Annotated in this window: 17 protein-coding genes; 4 read left to right on the top strand and 13 right to left on the bottom strand. The window is 68.0% G+C overall.

Annotated features, from left to right (window positions below):
- The first annotated feature begins 263 nt into the window (after positions 1-263).
- Positions 264-1,214: a LysR substrate-binding domain-containing protein gene (locus MNI96_RS16920; protein ID WP_249695068.1), complete on the top strand. Its 951-nt coding sequence runs from the start codon at positions 264-266 to the stop codon at positions 1,212-1,214.
- On the opposite strand, the gene MNI96_RS16915 is transcribed toward MNI96_RS16920, so the two are convergent.
- From MNI96_RS16915 to MNI96_RS16870, 10 genes are all read right to left on the bottom strand, one after another.
- Positions 1,204-2,022, bottom strand: coding sequence for an alpha/beta fold hydrolase (locus MNI96_RS16915; protein ID WP_249695067.1), 819 nt, complete (start codon positions 2,020-2,022; stop codon positions 1,204-1,206). The two genes, MNI96_RS16920 and MNI96_RS16915, sit on opposite strands and share 11 nt — an antisense overlap.
- Entirely contained in the window at positions 2,019-3,653 is a 1,635-nt protein-coding gene (locus MNI96_RS16910) for an MFS transporter (protein ID WP_249695066.1), read from the bottom strand. The genes MNI96_RS16915 and MNI96_RS16910 overlap by 4 nt, the downstream gene beginning before the upstream one ends.
- A gap of 5 nt (positions 3,654-3,658) precedes the next feature.
- The gene (locus MNI96_RS16905) at positions 3,659-5,527 is read right to left on the bottom strand and encodes an amidohydrolase (RefSeq protein WP_249695065.1); all 1,869 of its coding nucleotides are present in this window, start codon (positions 5,525-5,527) and stop codon (positions 3,659-3,661) included.
- A gap of 29 nt (positions 5,528-5,556) precedes the next feature.
- Complete coding sequence (locus tag MNI96_RS16900; RefSeq protein WP_249695064.1) at positions 5,557-6,048, bottom strand: hypothetical protein; 492 nt, start codon at positions 6,046-6,048, stop codon at positions 5,557-5,559.
- 54 nt (positions 6,049-6,102) lie between these two features.
- The gene (locus MNI96_RS16895; RefSeq protein WP_249695063.1) at positions 6,103-6,357 is read right to left on the bottom strand and encodes a DUF1427 family protein; all 255 of its coding nucleotides are present in this window, start codon (positions 6,355-6,357) and stop codon (positions 6,103-6,105) included.
- A 72-nt stretch (positions 6,358-6,429) separates the two neighbouring features.
- On the bottom strand, positions 6,430-7,086 hold the full coding sequence (locus MNI96_RS16890; RefSeq protein WP_249695062.1) for a hydrolase: 657 nt from the start codon (positions 7,084-7,086) through the stop codon (positions 6,430-6,432).
- 115 nt (positions 7,087-7,201) lie between these two features.
- Positions 7,202-8,116 (bottom strand): AraC family transcriptional regulator, encoded by a 915-nt coding sequence (locus tag MNI96_RS16885; protein ID WP_249695060.1) that lies wholly within the window; start codon positions 8,114-8,116, stop codon positions 7,202-7,204.
- 175 nt (positions 8,117-8,291) lie between these two features.
- Complete coding sequence (locus MNI96_RS16880) at positions 8,292-9,008, bottom strand: pirin family protein (RefSeq protein ID WP_249695058.1); 717 nt, start codon at positions 9,006-9,008, stop codon at positions 8,292-8,294.
- A gap of 31 nt (positions 9,009-9,039) precedes the next feature.
- Positions 9,040-9,642 (bottom strand): alpha/beta hydrolase, encoded by a 603-nt coding sequence (locus MNI96_RS16875; RefSeq protein WP_249695056.1) that lies wholly within the window; start codon positions 9,640-9,642, stop codon positions 9,040-9,042.
- A 74-nt stretch (positions 9,643-9,716) separates the two neighbouring features.
- Positions 9,717-10,649 (bottom strand): VOC family protein, encoded by a 933-nt coding sequence (locus MNI96_RS16870; protein ID WP_249695054.1) that lies wholly within the window; start codon positions 10,647-10,649, stop codon positions 9,717-9,719.
- 127 nt (positions 10,650-10,776) lie between these two features.
- On the opposite strand from MNI96_RS16870, the gene MNI96_RS16865 reads away from it, so the two are divergent.
- The 3 genes from MNI96_RS16865 to MNI96_RS16855 all read left to right on the top strand — a co-directional run bounded on the left by MNI96_RS16865 (position 10,777) and on the right by MNI96_RS16855 (position 12,507).
- A complete protein-coding gene (locus MNI96_RS16865) occupies positions 10,777-11,676 on the top strand; it encodes a LysR family transcriptional regulator (RefSeq protein ID WP_249695052.1) in 900 nt (299 codons plus the stop codon).
- 116 nt (positions 11,677-11,792) lie between these two features.
- Complete coding sequence (locus MNI96_RS16860) at positions 11,793-12,287, top strand: GNAT family N-acetyltransferase (protein WP_249695050.1); 495 nt, start codon at positions 11,793-11,795, stop codon at positions 12,285-12,287.
- A gap of 13 nt (positions 12,288-12,300) precedes the next feature.
- A complete protein-coding gene (locus tag MNI96_RS16855) occupies positions 12,301-12,507 on the top strand; it encodes a hypothetical protein (protein ID WP_249695048.1) in 207 nt (68 codons plus the stop codon).
- A gap of 18 nt (positions 12,508-12,525) precedes the next feature.
- On the opposite strand, the gene MNI96_RS16850 is transcribed toward MNI96_RS16855, so the two are convergent.
- From MNI96_RS16850 to MNI96_RS16840, 3 genes are read right to left on the bottom strand one after another with little or no spacing between them, the layout of a single operon-like run.
- Positions 12,526-13,464, bottom strand: coding sequence for an NAD(P)H-dependent flavin oxidoreductase (locus MNI96_RS16850; RefSeq protein WP_249695047.1), 939 nt, complete (start codon positions 13,462-13,464; stop codon positions 12,526-12,528).
- Positions 13,465-13,498: 34 nt separating this feature from the next.
- Positions 13,499-14,293 carry an enoyl-CoA hydratase/isomerase family protein gene (locus MNI96_RS16845; RefSeq protein WP_249695045.1) on the bottom strand — a complete coding sequence of 265 codons (795 nt, stop codon included), beginning with the start codon at positions 14,291-14,293 and terminating at the stop codon, positions 13,499-13,501.
- The gene (locus tag MNI96_RS16840; protein ID WP_249695043.1) at positions 14,290-15,681 is read right to left on the bottom strand and encodes an enoyl-CoA hydratase-related protein; all 1,392 of its coding nucleotides are present in this window, start codon (positions 15,679-15,681) and stop codon (positions 14,290-14,292) included. The genes MNI96_RS16845 and MNI96_RS16840 overlap by 4 nt, the downstream gene beginning before the upstream one ends.
- Between the last annotated feature and the right edge of the window lie 10 nt (positions 15,682-15,691).

Raw genomic sequence — 15,691 nt, 5'->3', positions numbered from 1 at the left:
CAGCGCGGTGGCCCGCCCTGCGACCCGCATGGCGACCGTATCGCGCTGCCATGCACTCTCCCTCTCGAGGTCGTCCCGAAGCATTGCATGCCGGGAGGGGCGGCGATCCTTCCGGGTCGGTGACGCGCCATTGCGCGCGGCCCGAATCCGTTGCGCCAGCGGGGCGCCAAGGTCGTCGCTTCTCATCCTCGCACGCGCTACTATGCCCCAGTCTTTTCATTAATTTAAGTTGTATTTTTTGATTATCACGATAGTTTTTTATTATGAGAAACCTGACGCTCAAGCAGTTGCGCTATTTCCGCGCCCTGGCGGAGCACGGCCATTTCGGCCGGGCGGCGGAAGCCTGCGCGATTTCCCAGCCGGCGCTGTCCGTGCAGATCCGCGATCTGGAGGATTCGCTCGGCACGGAACTGTTCGAGCGCACCGCGCGCCAGGTGCGGCTGACGGCGTTCGGCGAGGAATTCGCCAGCCGTGCCAGCGACATCCTGCAGGCGGTGGACGAGCTCGGCGACCTTGCCCGCGCCTCCCGCGACCGGCTGGCCGGTCGCTTGCGCATCGGCATCATCCCGACGATTGCGCCCTATCTGCTGCCAGCGGTGATCGCCCGGCTGACCCGCGCCAACGAGGGTCTGGACATCCATGTGCGCGAGACCGTGACCTCGCGGCTGGTGCAGGAGCTCGTCGAAGGCCGCCTCGACACGGCCATCGTGGCGCTGCCGGTGTCCGAACCTGCGCTCAGCGAGGTGGCGCTCTTTTCCGAAAACTTCGTGCTGGTCCGCCCGACGGAGGACGAGGGCAAGCCGGTGCCGAACCGCGAGGCCTTGCGCGAGATGCGCCTGTTGCTGCTGGAGGAGGGGCACTGTTTTCGCGAGCAGGCGCTGTCCTTCTGCAACATGGGGCCGGCGCAGCCGCGCGAACTGATGGACGGCAGTTCGCTGTCGACGCTGGTGCAGATGGTGAGCGCCGGCATCGGCGTGACCTTGATCCCCGAAATGGCGCTGCCGGTGGAAACCCGCTCGGCTTCCGTTTCGGTCTCGCGCTTCGACGAGCCGCAGCCCTCGCGCACCATCGGCATGATCTGGCGCAAGGCGAGCCCGCTCGCCCGCCAGTTGCAGCAGATCGCCGATGCGGTGCGCCAGGCGGCGCAGGAAATGCGGGTCCGGTCGCTGCCGGACCCGCTTCCCGTTGCCGCTGATATCCCCGTCAGCGGATGAACTTGTTCACGGCCTCGTTGAACGTGTCCGGGTCGATCTCGGCAAGCCCATGGCTGCCGCCCTCGATCACCAGCAACTCGCCCTGCGATAGCAGCTTCACCGCCTTTTCCGCCGAGGCGGCAATCGGCACGATCTGGTCGTCGGTGCCGTGGATCACGAGCGTCGGCACGTCGATCTTCTTCAGATCCTCGCTATAGTCCACTTCCGAAAACTCATGGATGCAGTCGTATTGGCCCTTGATGCCGCCTGCCATGCCCTGAAGCCAGAATTTCTCCTGCAATCCCGGCACTTTTGGCGCTCCATCGCGATTGAGACCATAGAAAGGCACTGTCAGATCGAGGAAGAACTGTGCGCGGTTCTTTGCGGTCCCTTCGCGGATGCTGTCGAATACATCCATCGGCGTACCTTCCGGGTTGCTGTCCGACTTCAGCATGACCGGCGGAACGGCTCCGACCAGCACGACGCGGGCAACGCGGGCCGTGCCGTGGCGGCCGATATAGCGGCAGACCTCGCCGCCGCCGGTGGAATGGCCGATCAGGATCGCATCCTTGAGGTCGAGATGCTCGATCAATTCGGCCAGGTCGTCGGCGTAGCGGTCCATGTTATTCCCGTCCCACGGCTGGGAGGACCGGCCATGGCCGCGCCGGTCATGGGCGATGACCCGGTAGCCGTTCATGCCGAAAAAGAGCATCTGCGCGTCCCAGGCATCGCCCGACAGCGGCCAGCCATGGGAGAAGAGGATCGGCTGGCCCGAGCCCCAGTCCTTGTAGAAGATCTCGGTGCCGTCGCTGGTGGTTAAGGTGCTCATTTGCTTGCCTCTTCAGGTGGCGGTGGATCAAGGGTCAGGTAGTGGCGAACCTGCGGCGGGTTGTCGCCGGAATGGAAGCGCTGCACCTCCTGTTGCAGGTCGGCATCATGGCCGGCGACGCGGCGATGCTGGCGCAGGTGTTCGGCCCAGGACGAGACGAGGAACCATTCCAGAAGCACGCCGGGCTCGGCCACGTCCTCGGTAATGCCCCAGGCGAAGGCCCCGTCGCGGCGGCGCGAGCCGGCCAGCCGGTGGACCGCCTCCAGAAAGGCGGGGCGATCCTCGGCCGCTACGCGATAGGCGATGGTGATCAGCACCGGGCCGCGGTCGGCCTCGAGATTTTCGGCAAGGCCGCTGGCGACCAGAGGCTCGGGCCAGTGGTTCGAGGGGGTGAGGTCCGCCTCGCCGCGCGGCAGGCGGATCCGGTTGAAGATCACGCCCGCGAGGGCGAGGGCGATGGCTGCGGCGATCAGTGCGGCGGCAATGCCGAAGAGCTGCGCGACGCCGCCCCAGGCGAGACTGCCGAGCGTCATTGCGCCATTGAAAACAGTGAGATAGACGGCAAGTGCCCGCCCGCGCACCCAGTCGGGCAGGACGGACTGTGCCGTGCCGTTCAGCGTGGTCAGGGCGGTGATCCACGCCGCGCCCAGCAGGGCGAGCAGGGCCAGGGCGGCCTCCTGCGGCGGGCCGAAGGCAAGGGTGACCATGACGGCACCGGCGACAAGCGAGGCGGCCAGCAGCAGGCCGTCGGCGTCGAAACGGGCGCGCAGGCGCGGCAGCAGCACCGCGCCGCCGATGGCGCCGAGGCCGACGGCGCCAAGCAGCAGGCCGTAGAGGCCGGAGCCTCCGCCCAGCAGATCCCGGGTGACCAGCGGCAGCAGGGCCCACACGGCGCTGGCGCACAGGAAGAACACAGCGGCGCGCAGCAGCACCACATGCAGTTCCCGGCTCTGGCGCGCGTAGCGCAGGCCGGCGCGGAAGGCGCCGCCGAAATGCTCGGCCAGCGGATCGCTGCCCTTCGCCTTGCGCGGCCACCAGGCGAGCGCGGCGACGACGAGCACGTAGCTCAGCACGTCGACACCGTAGGTGATCGTGGTGCCGGCGGCGGTGAGCAGCAGGCCGCCGGCGGCAGGGCCGACGGCGCGGGCGATGTTGATGCCGAGCGAGTTGAGCGCGACGGCGGCCTTCATCTGCGGGCGTTCGACCAGTTCCGGTACGATGGCTTGCCAGGTCGGCGCCATCAGGGCCGCACCCGTGCCGCCGAGAAAGGTGAGGGCGACGAGCGCGGTCAGCGACATGGCGCCGAAGGCCGACAGCAGCATCAGGGAGAGGCTGACGAGGCCGAGAAACACCTGTACGACGATCAGGAAGCGGCGGCGGTCGAGAATGTCGGACAGCACACCGGCGGGAATGGCGAGCAGGAAGACCGGCAGTGTGGCTGCGGCCTGCACGGTGGCGATGGCGGCCGGCGAGGCGCTGAGGTCGGTGGCGATCCAGGCGCTGGCCGTGTCGCGGATGAAGCTGCCGACATTGCCGACGACGGTGGCAATCCACAGCACCAGGAAGACGCGCCCGGCAAGCGGGGCGAAGGCGCCGGGGGCGGACGCGGCGGAAGCGGAGGGCTTGCTCATCCGCTTCACATCCAGCAGGCGCAGCCGAGCGCGCCGAAGAAGCCCTTGAGGTCGCCGATCGGCAGGGCCGCACCCCAGGCGCGGGCGTGGTCGTGGCCGTGCACCTGGCAGGCGCTGGCGCAGCCGCAGCCGGCCGCCGCCGTGCGCGCAAGGCCCGCGTCCGACTTATCCGCCGCCCAGGCGGCAAAGCCACCGTAGCGCCGCACGGGCGACCAGTCGGGCATCGCAGGCGGCAGCGGGTTGTCGTCGAGGGCGGCGAAGTCGCCGGAGCCCCAGACCACGCGGCCGCCGACCATCGTCAGGTCCGAGACGAGATGCGACAGGTCCGCCTCGGGAACCGAGAAATAGTCGCGGTCGGGCACCATAAGGTCGGCGAGATAGCCCGGCGCGATGCGGCCGCGCCGGCCCTCGTCGTTGCTGAACCAGGCGACCTTCTCGCTCCACATGCGAAGGGCGGTCTCGCGGTCGAGGCAGTTCGCCGCCGGCGTCACCCGCAGGCCGCCGACCGTGCGGCCGGTGACCATCCAGGCGATCGAAACCCATGGGTTGTAGGAGGCGACGCGGGTGGCATCCGAGCCGGCCGAGACGGTGACGCCCTTTTCCAGCATGCGGGCGATGGGCGGGGTGGCGGCGGCTGAGGCCGCGCCGTAGCGCTCGACGAAATATTCGCCCTGATAGGCCATGCGGTGCTGGGTGGCGATGCCGCCGCCGAGCGCGGCGACCCGGTCGATGGAGCGCTCCGAGATCGTCTCCGCGTGGTCGAACATCCAGTTGAGGCCGGCCAGCGGGATATCCCGGTCGACCTTCTCGAAGACGTCGAGGGCGCGCGAGATGGTCTCGTCATAGGTGGCATGCAGCCGCCAGGGCCAGCGGTTCTCGGCGAGGATGCGCACGACCTCCTCGAGCTCGTCCTCCATGCTCTCGGCCATGTCCGGCCGGGGCTGGCGGAAGTCCTCGAAGTCGGCGGCGGAGAAGACCAGCATCTCGCCGGCGCCGTTGTGGCGGAAATAGTCGTCGCCCTGGCGGTATTTCACCGAGCGGGTCCAGGCGAGGAAGTCCTCCTTCTCCTCGCCCGGCTTCTGGGTGAAGAGGTTGTAGGCGAGGCGCACCGTCATCTGCCCGGCCTCGGCCAGGGTGCGGATGATCTCGTAATCCTCGGGATAGTTCTGGAAGCCGCCGCCGGCGTCGATCACGCCGGTGATGCCGAGCCGGTTGAGCTCGCGCATGAAGTGACGGGTGGAGTTGAGCTGGTATTCTGGCGGCAGCTTCGGCCCCTTCGCCAGGGTCGAATAGAGGATGCCGGCATTGGGCTTGGCCAGCAGCAGGCCGGTCGGGTTGCCCCTCGCATCGCGCTGGATCTCGCCACCCGGCGGATTGGGCGTGTCTCGGTCGTAGCCGACGGCGCGCAGGGCCGCCCCGTTCAGCAAGGCGCGGTCGTAGAGATGCAGCAGGAAGACCGGCGTGTCGGGCGCGGCGGCGTTGATCTCGTCCAGCGTCGGCAGACGCTTTTCCGCGAACTGGTGCTCGGTGAAGCCGCCGACGACGCGGACCCATTGCGGCGGCGGCGTGATGGCGACCTGGGCGCGCAGCATGGCCATGGCGTCGGCGAGCGAGGTCACCCCGTCCCAGCGCAGCTCCATGTTGAAGTTGAGGCCGCCGCGCACGACGTGGGTATGGTTGTCGATGAGCCCCGGCAGGACCCGCCGGCGCTGCAGGTCGATGCGGCGGGTCTGCGGTCCGGCGAGCGCAAGGATCGCGGCGTCCTCGCCGACAGCGGTGAAGGAGCCGTCACGGATCGCCAGGGCCGAGACTTCCGGTCGGGTGCGGTCGAGCGTCGTGACGCGGCCGTTGTAGAGAACGAGATCGGGGGGCATGGCGGGTTCCTTGGCTTGAGCCGGTGCAATCAGGCGGGGCCTCGACCCGGCGTCGAGCTGAAGCGTCGCGTCACGACGAAGCCGATTGCGACGAAAACGGTAAGCGCCACCAACTGGGCGATGGCGAAGGGTGGTTCGGACTGGGTCGGGGCCAAGCGGGCGAGCGGACCGATCTTCTGGAACGCCTGGGCTACGGCGACAAAGATCAGGAGATAGAGGCTCGCGACCACCCCGCCTGCGTAGATGCGCTGCCACATCGGCGAGTTATCCAATCTGCGCGCGGCGTAGTAGACGGCGGCGAGGATCGCCAGCGCGCCGGCGCCGACGATCACCGCCGGTGTCACGACCGAGAACGGAAAGAAGTATCCGGTGACGCTGGTAGCGACTGCCAGCGCCAGAAACGGCGATATCCAGCCGCGAAGGGCCGGGCCGACGAGCCCGGCGACCGCTGGTATGCCTACCGCGATGGCGGCCAGACTGAGCCCGGTGTGAAAGATGGTCAGCGCCTCGACATAGCTCATTGCTTCCTCCCTTGGCTGTGGTCGGGACCGGAGATGATCCGGCCGCACACGGGATCAGGCGTCGCGGCCTTTCTTCCCGGACCTCGGCAACTCGCCCAGAACATGCTCGGCGCAGCCGGTGCGGATGAACTCGGCGACGGGCCGTCCGTCGATGATGCGTTTGACCATCGGCACCACCTGCTCGCCGAGCAGGATGCCGAGAAGGCCGACCAGCGCGACGATGGGTGGGGCGGGCGAGCGCACGTTGAGCAGGCTGTAGACGATGCCGACGAGGATACCAGCGCCGAGCGAGAGCAGGTACATTTTCATGGTCGGACGCTCCGGCAGCGAGAATGCAAAGACCGGGGCGGCACCGCGCGGACGCGGCCCCGCTGAGCTTCGTCAGTGCCCTTCGGAGGCGCCGAACATCGACTTGGCGTAGATGATGCCGAGGCCGTAGGCGCCGCCGAACTTCTTGGCGATGCCGGTGGTCATGTCGTAGGTCTCGGTGCGGGCCCAGTCGCGCTGCAGCTCAAGAATGTACTGGAGCGAGGTCATGGGCCTTGCGCCGGCCTGCACCATGCGCTCCATCGCGCGCTCGTGTGCCTCGTCGGTGATGTCGCCGCACGCGTCGGCGATGACATAGACCTCGAAGCCCTGCGACAGGGCGGAGAGCGCCGGGCCGACGATGCAGACGCTGGTCCACAGCCCGCTCAGCACGATGCGCGGCTTGGCGATGCGGTTGACCTCGTCGATGACGGCGGCGTCTTCCCAGGTGTTCATGGAGGTGCGGTCGAGCAGCGCTTGGCCCGGGAAGGCGTCGGTGATTTCCTCGAACATCGGCCCGGAGAACGACTTTTCGGCGACGGTGGTGAGGATCGTCGGCACCTTGAAGCCGGCGGCCGCATTGGCGACGAGGGCGGCGTTGTTGCGCAGGAGCGTGGCGTCGATCGACTTGGTGGCGAAGGACATCTGCGACTGGAAATCGATCATCACCAGCATGTGGTCGGTCGGGGAAAGCAGCAACTCGCCGGGGGTCGGCGTGGCAGTGGGAGCCATGGTCGTCAGTCCTTGTGGAGGAGTGGCAATCGGATGGCTCGACCGTACCGGCCGCTGGCATCGACTGTCTTGAATGCCCGTCGCCTCGGAGTTGAAGGATTGTCCGGGACTCTATCTATCCCGAGGCCGGTTCTCTCGAGCTTGCAGCGCCGTGCTCCGCCCGCCAGCGCCCCGGCGACAGGCCGAAGCGGCGGCCGAAGGCGCGTGTGAAGTGGCTCTGGTCGGCGAAGCCGCATTGGGCGGCGATCTCGGCCAGCGTCAGGTTCGGTCGGCACAGCATGGAGCGTGCCTGCTCGATGCGCATGCGCATCAGCCATTCGTGCGGCGTGCAGCCGAGTTCCTGACGGAAGACCTGATAGAAATGCGAGCGCGAGACATTGCAGCGCCGCGCGATGTCGTCGAGCGAGACGTTCCCGTCGAGTGACTCGCGCAGGATCTCCAGCGCTTGTCGGATCAGGGCGGAAGGGCTGCGCTGGCGCCGGTGTCGACGGATGCGAATGGTCGTGTAGCGATGGCGCAGATAGGTGACGAGCGCCTCTGCCACCTGATCGATGAAGAGCTGGTCGCGCGGCTGCTGGCCGGACAGCATCGGCTGGATGGCGGAGAGCAGATGGGTGACCGTCGGATCGGTGGTGCCGGTCTCGAAATCGATCCGGCGCGGCATCACGCGCGGCCCCGTCTCGTCCTGCGGGAGAAAGCGCTCCCAGGGAATCTCTACCAGCAGGAAGTCGAACTGGCCGCCGAGTTCCGCCCGGTAGGCGATCTCGAAGTCACGCAGGTAAAGGCTGTTGCGCTGGAAGTGGTGGCGATGCGCCGTCTTGCCGGTGCGGATGTCGCGCCAATGCTCGTCGCCGAGCGACATGCCGAGGACGAGGCCCTGTCCGGTCGGTGGCGTCTCGACCTTGACCGGCGCTGCACTGCGCGAGGTCTTGCGCAGGAAGGTGACATCCTTCAGGGCGAGTTCCTCGTCTCGTGCCAGGTCCGTTGAACGGCAGCCAAGACGATCGCGGGACGGTGCGACAGCGTTCATCACGACACCTCGTACTGCGTTGCCGACAAAGGTTTTTCGGTCTTGCCGCCGCTTTTGGATAGTATTTTCCGCGCCTGAGCCGGTGGCAACGGGATTTTGCTCTGCCTACAGCTGGCTCGCAGCTGGCCCGGGCCGGCGAACCGGACCGGGCCAGTGCGTGAGGCCCGCGGCGTGCTCAGGCCCTGCCGGCGCGAGCGCTCATGTCGAAGAGCAGGACACGGCCGTCTGTCTGCCAGAGGAGATCGCCGATCTCCTCCTCGCCGATCTGCAATCCGTCGCCGGCAACCAGGCGCTCGCCCTCTACGCTGGCGATGCCCTCGACCAGATGGACGAAGAGCCGCCGTCCAGTGGCGATGGGAAGGGCGGTGGCGTCTCCCGTCCGCGGAGTGGCAAGCGACACGCGGGTATCGGACAGGAGCCTCAAGGGCGCCTCTCCCTCCTTGCCGCTGGCAAGAAGGGTCCAGTCCCGCGTCGTCTCGGCGGCAGGCAGGTCGACCTGCTGATAGGTCGGCGCACCGCCGGTCGTGTCCGGGATCAGCCAGATCTGCAGCACGTGGGCCGGCTCGCTGTCGGAGGCGTTCATCTCCGCATGGCGGATGCCGCTGCCCGCCGACATGAGCTGGAGCTCGCCGGCTGCGATCTCAGCCTCGTTGCCGAGCGTGTCGGTGTGGCGCAGCCGGCCGGACAGGACCATTGTCAAAATGTCCATGTCGGAATGGCCGTGTTCGGAAAAACCGGCGCCCGGAACAACGCGGTCCTCGTTGAGCACCCGCAGGGCGGCGTAGCCCATGCGGGTGGGATCGCGGAACCCGCCGAAGGAGAAGGTGTGCCAGGCGTCGAGCCAGCCGCTCTGCGTGCGGCCCCGGCTCATGTTCTCGTGGATCAGGACCATCGTACCGTCTCCTTGGCTGATGGGCTGGCGGCTACTTCAGGAAGCCGACCAGCGCGTCGATTTCGTTCTGTCGCAATTCGTGCCCGCCCTCGTGAAAGGCGAGCGTCACGTCCGCGCCCTGCGCCTTGAACCAGTCGATCAGGGCGCTGGTCGCGGCCGGAGGGCAGATCGGATCCCGCTGTCCGGCGGAAATCAGCACTTTGCGCCCGGCAAGACCGGCTTGGGGCGCCGGCTCGAACGGGATCAGCGGATGCAGAAGCGCGATCCGGTCGAACAGGTCCGGCCGCAGGAAGGCGACCGAGGCCAGGATGTTGGCGCCATTGGAATAGCCGAAGCCGTAGACCGGGCGGCCCGGATGGGCCTTGCGATGGGCCTCGACGAAGCCGGCCATCGCCTGCGTGCGCCGGGCGAGGTCGTCCATGTCGTAGACGCCTTCGCCGGTGCGGCGGAAGAAGCGCAGAGCCCCGTGCTCCGACACATCGCCGCGGGGGGCAACGAGGCCAGCGCCGGGCAGGGCTTCCTCGACGAAGCGGGCGAACTGGTGCTCGTCGCCGCCGGTGCCGTGGAAGGCGAAGACCAGCGGCGCGCCGGGAGCCGGCTCCGTGGTCAGGGCGTGATAGGTATCTGTCGTCATGGCGTTAAGTCCCGGATGGGCCGAGGAAGAAGGCCTCCGCTCGGCCCTTGGGAGCCTTGCGGAGGCATGGAATGTCAGTCCCGGATCGGGGTGAGGATGTCCTCGATCTGCGCGCGGAACTGCTCGTAGCGGGTCGGCAGCTTCAATGCCTCGCCGAGATGGGCGGTGTCCTCGTCCCGGTCGAAGCCGGGCTCGTTGGTCGCCACCTCGAAGAGGATGCCGCCGGGGGTGCGGAAGTAGATCGCCCAGAAGTAGTCCCGGTCGATCACCGGCGTGACTTGGTATCCCGTGTCGAGCAGGGCCTGACGCACCTCCAACTGGGCCGCCCGGTTCTCCACCGCGAAGGCGATGTGATGGACCGAGCCGGCGCCCTGTCGGGCATGCCCGGCGGACGGCACTTCCTCGATGTCGATGACATCGGCACCGTTGCCGCCCTCAATGGCGAAGCGGGTCCAGTTGCCGCTCCGTTCCACCTCGCGGTAGTTCATGAAGCGGAGCAGTTCGGCCGTGCCGCCGGCGTCCTGCAGGCGGAAGGCCGCGCCGCGGAAGCCCTGGATCGCCTCGCTGCTATTGATGCCGCCGGCGGTCCAGCCGAGGCGCTCGTCGTCTTTGGTCTCGACCAGCGAGAAGCCGTCGCCGTCCGGACCCTTGAAGCGCAGGCGCTTCTCACCGAAGGCGTCGTACTCTTCGAGGCCGCCAACGCCGAGGCCGGGCAGGCGCTCCTTCCAGTAGGGCAGGGAGCCTGTCGGAACCGCAAAGTAGGTGTCGCCCACTTCGCCGGCACCGGGACGGCCCTGCACGATATGCGGGAAGGGGAAGTAGGTCATGACCGAGCCGGGCGTGCCGGTCTTGTCCCCGTAGTAGAGGTGGTAGACCTCCGGATCGTCGAAGTTGACCGTCTTCTTGACGCGCCGCATGCCGAGCGTGCGGGTGAAGAAGTCGTTGTTTTCCTGGGCATCGCCCGCCATGGAGGTGACGTGATGCAGGCCCTTGATCTGAGTGAGCATGGCGCTGGTTCCCTTTCTCGAAACGTCGCCGGCTTGTGCCGTTGACGTGAAGATGGGGCAGGGAGGGCCTTTTGAGAATGGAATTAATTTCTCTGATATTATTGCAATTAATGTAATAATCGCCAGCATGATCGATCTCGACCACATTCGCATCTTCCTGGCGGTCGCCGAGCACAGGAGTTTCGTGGCCGCCGCGCGCCAACTTTCAATGACGGCGCCGACGGTCACGCGCGCGGTCAGTGCGCTTGAGGAGCAGCTCGGCGTGCAACTGCTCCTGCGCACCACGCGACAGGTGTCGCTGACCTCGGCGGGCGCGGTTTATGCCGCGCGCATCGCGCCGCTGCTGGAAGAGTTCCGCCGCACCACCGAGGACCTGCAGGAGCAGCACGGCGACGTGGCCGGCACGATTCGCATCAACGCGCCGATGTCGCTCGGCCAGCAGGTGCTTCCCGATGTGGCCGCCGGGTTCCGCAGCCAGTATCCGCAGGCGTCGCTGTCGATCAGCCTCACCGACCGCTTCATCGACATCGTGTCCGACGACTTCGATCTGGCCATCCGGATTTCCGAGGCCCCGCGCGACAAGTCGACGATCTGGCGCAAGATGTGCCTCGTGCGCCGGGTAATGGTCGCGTCTCCCGCCTATCTGGCCTTGCGCGGCGTGCCGGAGACGCCGGACGACCTTTCGGACCACTCCTGCCTTGCCTATGACGAGCGCTCGCAGGCCGAGACTTGGGAGCTTCGCCGTGACGGGCGCGCGCGCCGGGTACGGGCCGGCGCCACGATCGCCGGCAACAACGGCGACCTGCTGGCGCGCCTTGCGGAGAACGGCGAGGGTATCGCCCTGTTGCCGCTGTTCATCGTCGAGGAGGGGCTGGCAAAGGGCCGGCTCGCCCAGGTGCTGCCGGACTGGCAGGCGCCGGACATCTGGTTGACGCTCTACTATCCGCCCTATGAGCGCCTGCCGATGCGGGTCGCGAAATTCTCCGACTTCTTCGAGGCATATGTGACGACGACGCGGCCGCTCTAGCCGGCGCCCGGGTCGTGCACGCCCAGTTGATGGGGACGGTGTGCGCCGCCCCTTGCAAGACAGCGTGATGGCGGCCACCTTCCGCCGGACCGACCCGCCCAGGAATCGCACCCGTCATGAGCCGCCCCGGCCTGCCCGAAATCGCCTTTGTTCGACTGACCGAGGTTTCCGGCGAGGAGATGCTGGCGCATATGCAGGACCCGCGCGTCGGCGAGCACATGCCGCTGATGACGGAGCGCTGGGACGCGCAGACGGTAGAGGGCTTCATCGCCGCCAAGGAAGCGTGCTGGGAGCGCGACGGGCTCGGCCATTGGGCTATCCTGTGCGACGGGTGCTATGTCGGCTGGGGCGGTTTCCAGAAGGAGGACGAGGACTGGGATTTCGGCCTCGTGCTGCGGCCTGATGCGTTCGGGCTCGGCTCGAGGATCGCGGCGAAGGCGCTCGACGTCGCAAAAGCGGACCCGCGCATTTCCCATGTCACCTTCCTGCTGGCGCCCTCGCGGCGCAGCCTGTCGGCGCTGGCCCGGCTCGGCGCGCGGTTCCTCGGCGAAGTCGAGTACGAGGGAACGCGCTTTCGCAAATACCGGTTAGACCTGGCGGGCGGCGCCTAGGCCGCTTCACGCTGTGGCATTTTATTGGTGGTACTGCCTGCGCCGTCCTGGTCTCGGGCTGCGCGTCCGCCGTTCGCGGCACCAGCGAGGAGCCGCGCTCGACCATGACCCCAACCCGGTCTACATCACGCTGGTTCCGGTCGGTTCCGAAGGCGAAAGCACAAACATCACCAAGCCCGAACCGCCGGTGATGAAGCCCAAGACCGTTCCTGTTTCGTAAGGGGCTCGTTGCCCTGCCTCAGGCGTAAGGGTCCGAGGCGAGGGCGGCGCACGCGGCGCGGTATTCGGCGCGGAGGCGCTCGCACAACTCGGTCGCAGGCGGCAGGTCGGTGATGGTTCCCGTGCCTTGGCCGGCGGACCAGATATTCTTCCAGACCTTCGCCTCGCTGCCCATGTCGAGCGTACCCGCATGCTCGAGATTGTCCGGGTCGAGGCCCGCGCGCTCGATGCTCGGGCGCAGGAAGTTGGCGTTCACGCCGCTGATCGCCGGGGTGTAGAGGATGTCGGCGGCGGTCGCATCCAGGATCATCTGCTTGTAGTCGTCGACGATCATCGCTTCCGCGGTAGCGAGGAAGCGGGTGCCCAGATAGGCGAGATCCGCGCCCATGGCGCGGGCGGCGGCGATCTGCGCACCGGTGTTGATGGCGCCGGCCAGAATGATGGCGCCGTCGTAGAAGGCGCGGATTTCCGAGACCAGCGCAAAGGGGCTCATGGTGCCGGCATGACCACCAGCGCCGGCGCAGACCGCGATGATGCCGTCGACGCCGGCTTCGGCCGCCTTGCGGGCGTGGCGCGGGTTGATGACGTCGTGGAAGACGAGGCCGCCATAGGAGTGGACGGCGGAGACGACGTCGGGGTTGGCGCCGAGCGAGGTGATGACCAGCGGCACCTCGCGCTCGACGGTCATCGCAAGATCCGCCTCCAGCCGTTTGTTGCTGCGGTGGACGATCAGGTTGACGCCGTAGGGGGCTGCATCGGCATGGCCCGACAGGCGATCCTCGATCTCGCTCAACCATTCGCCGTAGCCTTCGGTCGTGCGCTGGTTGAGTGCTGGGAAAGTGCCGATCACCCCGGCGCGGCAGGTGGCGACGACAAGATCGGGGCCGGAGGCGAGGAACATCGGCGAGGCGATCGCCGGAACCTTGAGGTGGCCGTCGAATGCTTTCGGCATGGTCATGCGGAATTCCTCCGGTATCTGCCGGGTGTGCCGGTCACTCGCCGCGAAAATGCGGCTGGCGCTTTTCGAGGAAGGCCGAGACGCCCTCGCGGAAATCGCGGGTCCCGGTCATGCGGATGAAGGAGGCGCGTTCGGCCTCAAGATGGGCGGCGAAGGGACGGTCGAGCGCCTCATCGACGAGCGCGCGGACCGCGCCCTGCGCCTGTGTCGGGCCGCTGGCGACGCGCGTTGCCAGGGCGAGGGTGTCGGCGTCGAGGTCTTCTGCCGGCACCACCTTGTTGACGATGCCCGCCGCGCGGGCCTCCTCCGCGCTCAGGGCATCGCCGAGCAGCAGCAGTTCCATCGCCTTGGCCCGGCCGACCTTGCGCGGCAGCGCCCAGGTGCCGCCGCAGTCGGGCGAGGTGCCGATGCGGTCGTAGGCGACGACGAAGCGCGCGCCGGCCTCGGCGATCACGAGGTCGGCGCCGAGCACCAGGCTGAAGCCGGCGCCGGCCGCCACGCCGCGCACGGCGGCGATCACCGGGACGGGCGACTCGCGCAAAGCCGTGAGCGCGGGGTGCAGCGCGTCGAGCAGGTCGTGGACGACCTCGGCGGCGCGGTCCGGATCCTTGCCGAAGGCGGCGACATCGCCGCCGGCCATGAAGGCGCGGCCGCTGCCGGAAAGAACGATGCAGCGCACGCCCTTGGTCGTGGTGGCCTTGCGCACCGCCTGCAGGAAGGCGCGGGCGGTTGCTACGTCGAGCGCGTTCAGCACCTTCGGCCGGTTGATCGTTATGGTGGCGATACCGGTTGCGGCATCGAACTCGGCAAGCACCAGGTCGTCGCTCATGCGGCGGCCTCCTTCACAGAATGAAACCGTCCGCCGTCCCGGGCCATGACGGCGAGGCCGACCGGGATCTCCAGCTTGTCGGCACGGCAGGCGGCGACAAATTCCGCCGCGCCTTGCCTGTCGATCAAGCTGAGCGGCCCACCGGTCCACACGGGGAAGCCCGCTGCGTCGATGGCGTGGACATCGGCTTCCAGCGCCGAGGCGACGTCGCCGCGGTCGAGCGTCGCGGCGGCGGCAAGCGCCATGGCACGCAGAAGCCGCAGGCCGGCGGGGCGCAGGGCCGCGCGATCGCTGGCATCATTGGTGGACGGACGGGCCGAATCCACGGGGAGAGCGGGCAGGACGGAGAGGCCGACAACCTCGGCGGCATTGCGGATGAAGGCGGGACTCATGCCCTCAGCCTGCATGCGAAGCGCCTCGGCGTCGAGCGCGTTTCGGCAGGCGGTGGCAAGAGGCCCGTCCTTGTCCGCCCGCGCCCGGCCCTCGCGGGCAAGCACCTGGCGGGCGAAGAACTGGGTGCGGATCATCGCCTGCGCGACATCGCCATGGACCAGATGGCCGAAATACTGACGCTCCACCTTGAGTGCCTTGTCGATGGGCAGCCGCAGGCCTTCGTAGACGCAGGAGAGGATCGCCTCCAGCGCCGGATAGTTGCGGTGGCCGCGCGCGCGAACCTTGGCATTGGCGAAGAGGAAGATGTTCGACGCTGCCTCGGAGGTCACGGCCGGGCCTGGCGGGGCGAAGCCCTTGCCGTCCCAAGGCGCAGTCGCCGGGGCACGGCCTTCCGTCAGCGCGCGCCTGGCTGCGGCAATCAGATCGTCCGGCTCGGCCAGCTCGTCGAGAAGGCCGAGCGACAGCGCCTCGTCCGCGGACAGGCGGCGGCCCTCCAGCAGCAGGGGCAGGGCCGCCTCGATGCCGATGACGCGGGGCAGGCGTTGGGTGCCGCCGGCGCCCGGCAGGATGCCGAGCGTGACCTCGGGCAGGCCGAAGACGGCCTTGGGATTGCGCGCGGCGATCCGGTAATGGCAGGCGAGCATCAGCTCCAGCCCGCCGCCGAGCGCGGTGCCGCTGGCGGCTGCGACGACCGGCTTGCCGCAGGTCTCCAGCGCGCGGAAGGCATCGGTCATGGCGCGGATGCGCTCCGACGCGGTGGCCGGAGAGGTGCCCGGACCGGTCATGCCGTTCATGATGGCAAGGTCGGCGCCGGCGATGAAGCTGTCCTTGCCGGACGCAACGATGATGCCGGTGACCGCCGGATCGGCGGCGAGCCGGGCGATCTCTTCGCGCAGGGCCTCTGTGAACGCCCAGTCGATGACGTTCATCGAGCGGCCGGGCATGTCGATGGTCAGGAGGGCGATGCCGCCGCTGTCGATCTCGCTTGTCAGCACGGGTGCGTCC

Origin of the sequence: Stappia sp. WLB 29 (assembly GCF_023507705.1) — a bacterium.
In the GTDB taxonomy this organism is placed as follows: Bacteria; Pseudomonadota; Alphaproteobacteria; order Rhizobiales; family Stappiaceae; genus Stappia.
This window is presented reverse-complemented; position numbering and strand designations above follow the sequence as displayed.

Excerpts from the sequence above, each read along its gene's own strand:
- MNI96_RS16870 (WP_249695054.1), bottom strand. The coding sequence starts at position 10,649 with ATGCTCACTCAGATCAAGGGCCTGCATCACGTCACCTCCATGGCGGGC.
- MNI96_RS16875 (WP_249695056.1), bottom strand. The coding sequence starts at position 9,642 with ATGACGACAGATACCTATCACGCCCTGACCACGGAGCCGGCTCCCGGC.
- MNI96_RS16910 (WP_249695066.1), bottom strand. The coding sequence starts at position 3,653 with ATGAGCAAGCCCTCCGCTTCCGCCGCGTCCGCCCCCGGCGCCTTCGCC.
- MNI96_RS16860 (WP_249695050.1), top strand. The coding sequence starts at position 11,793 with ATGAGCCGCCCCGGCCTGCCCGAAATCGCCTTTGTTCGACTGACCGAG.
- MNI96_RS16850 (WP_249695047.1), bottom strand. The coding sequence starts at position 13,464 with ATGACCATGCCGAAAGCATTCGACGGCCACCTCAAGGTTCCGGCGATC.
- MNI96_RS16845 (WP_249695045.1), bottom strand. The coding sequence starts at position 14,293 with ATGAGCGACGACCTGGTGCTTGCCGAGTTCGATGCCGCAACCGGTATC.
- MNI96_RS16880 (WP_249695058.1), bottom strand. The coding sequence starts at position 9,008 with ATGGTCCTGATCCACGAGAACATGAGCCGGGGCCGCACGCAGAGCGGC.
- MNI96_RS16895 (WP_249695063.1), bottom strand. The coding sequence starts at position 6,357 with ATGAAAATGTACCTGCTCTCGCTCGGCGCTGGTATCCTCGTCGGCATC.
- MNI96_RS16865 (WP_249695052.1), top strand. The coding sequence starts at position 10,777 with ATGATCGATCTCGACCACATTCGCATCTTCCTGGCGGTCGCCGAGCAC.
- MNI96_RS16915 (WP_249695067.1), bottom strand. The coding sequence starts at position 2,022 with ATGAGCACCTTAACCACCAGCGACGGCACCGAGATCTTCTACAAGGAC.
- MNI96_RS16920 (WP_249695068.1), top strand. The coding sequence starts at position 264 with ATGAGAAACCTGACGCTCAAGCAGTTGCGCTATTTCCGCGCCCTGGCG.
- MNI96_RS16890 (WP_249695062.1), bottom strand. The coding sequence starts at position 7,086 with ATGGCTCCCACTGCCACGCCGACCCCCGGCGAGTTGCTGCTTTCCCCG.
- MNI96_RS16900 (WP_249695064.1), bottom strand. The coding sequence starts at position 6,048 with ATGAGCTATGTCGAGGCGCTGACCATCTTTCACACCGGGCTCAGTCTG.
- MNI96_RS16905 (WP_249695065.1), bottom strand. The coding sequence starts at position 5,527 with ATGCCCCCCGATCTCGTTCTCTACAACGGCCGCGTCACGACGCTCGAC.
- MNI96_RS16885 (WP_249695060.1), bottom strand. The coding sequence starts at position 8,116 with ATGAACGCTGTCGCACCGTCCCGCGATCGTCTTGGCTGCCGTTCAACG.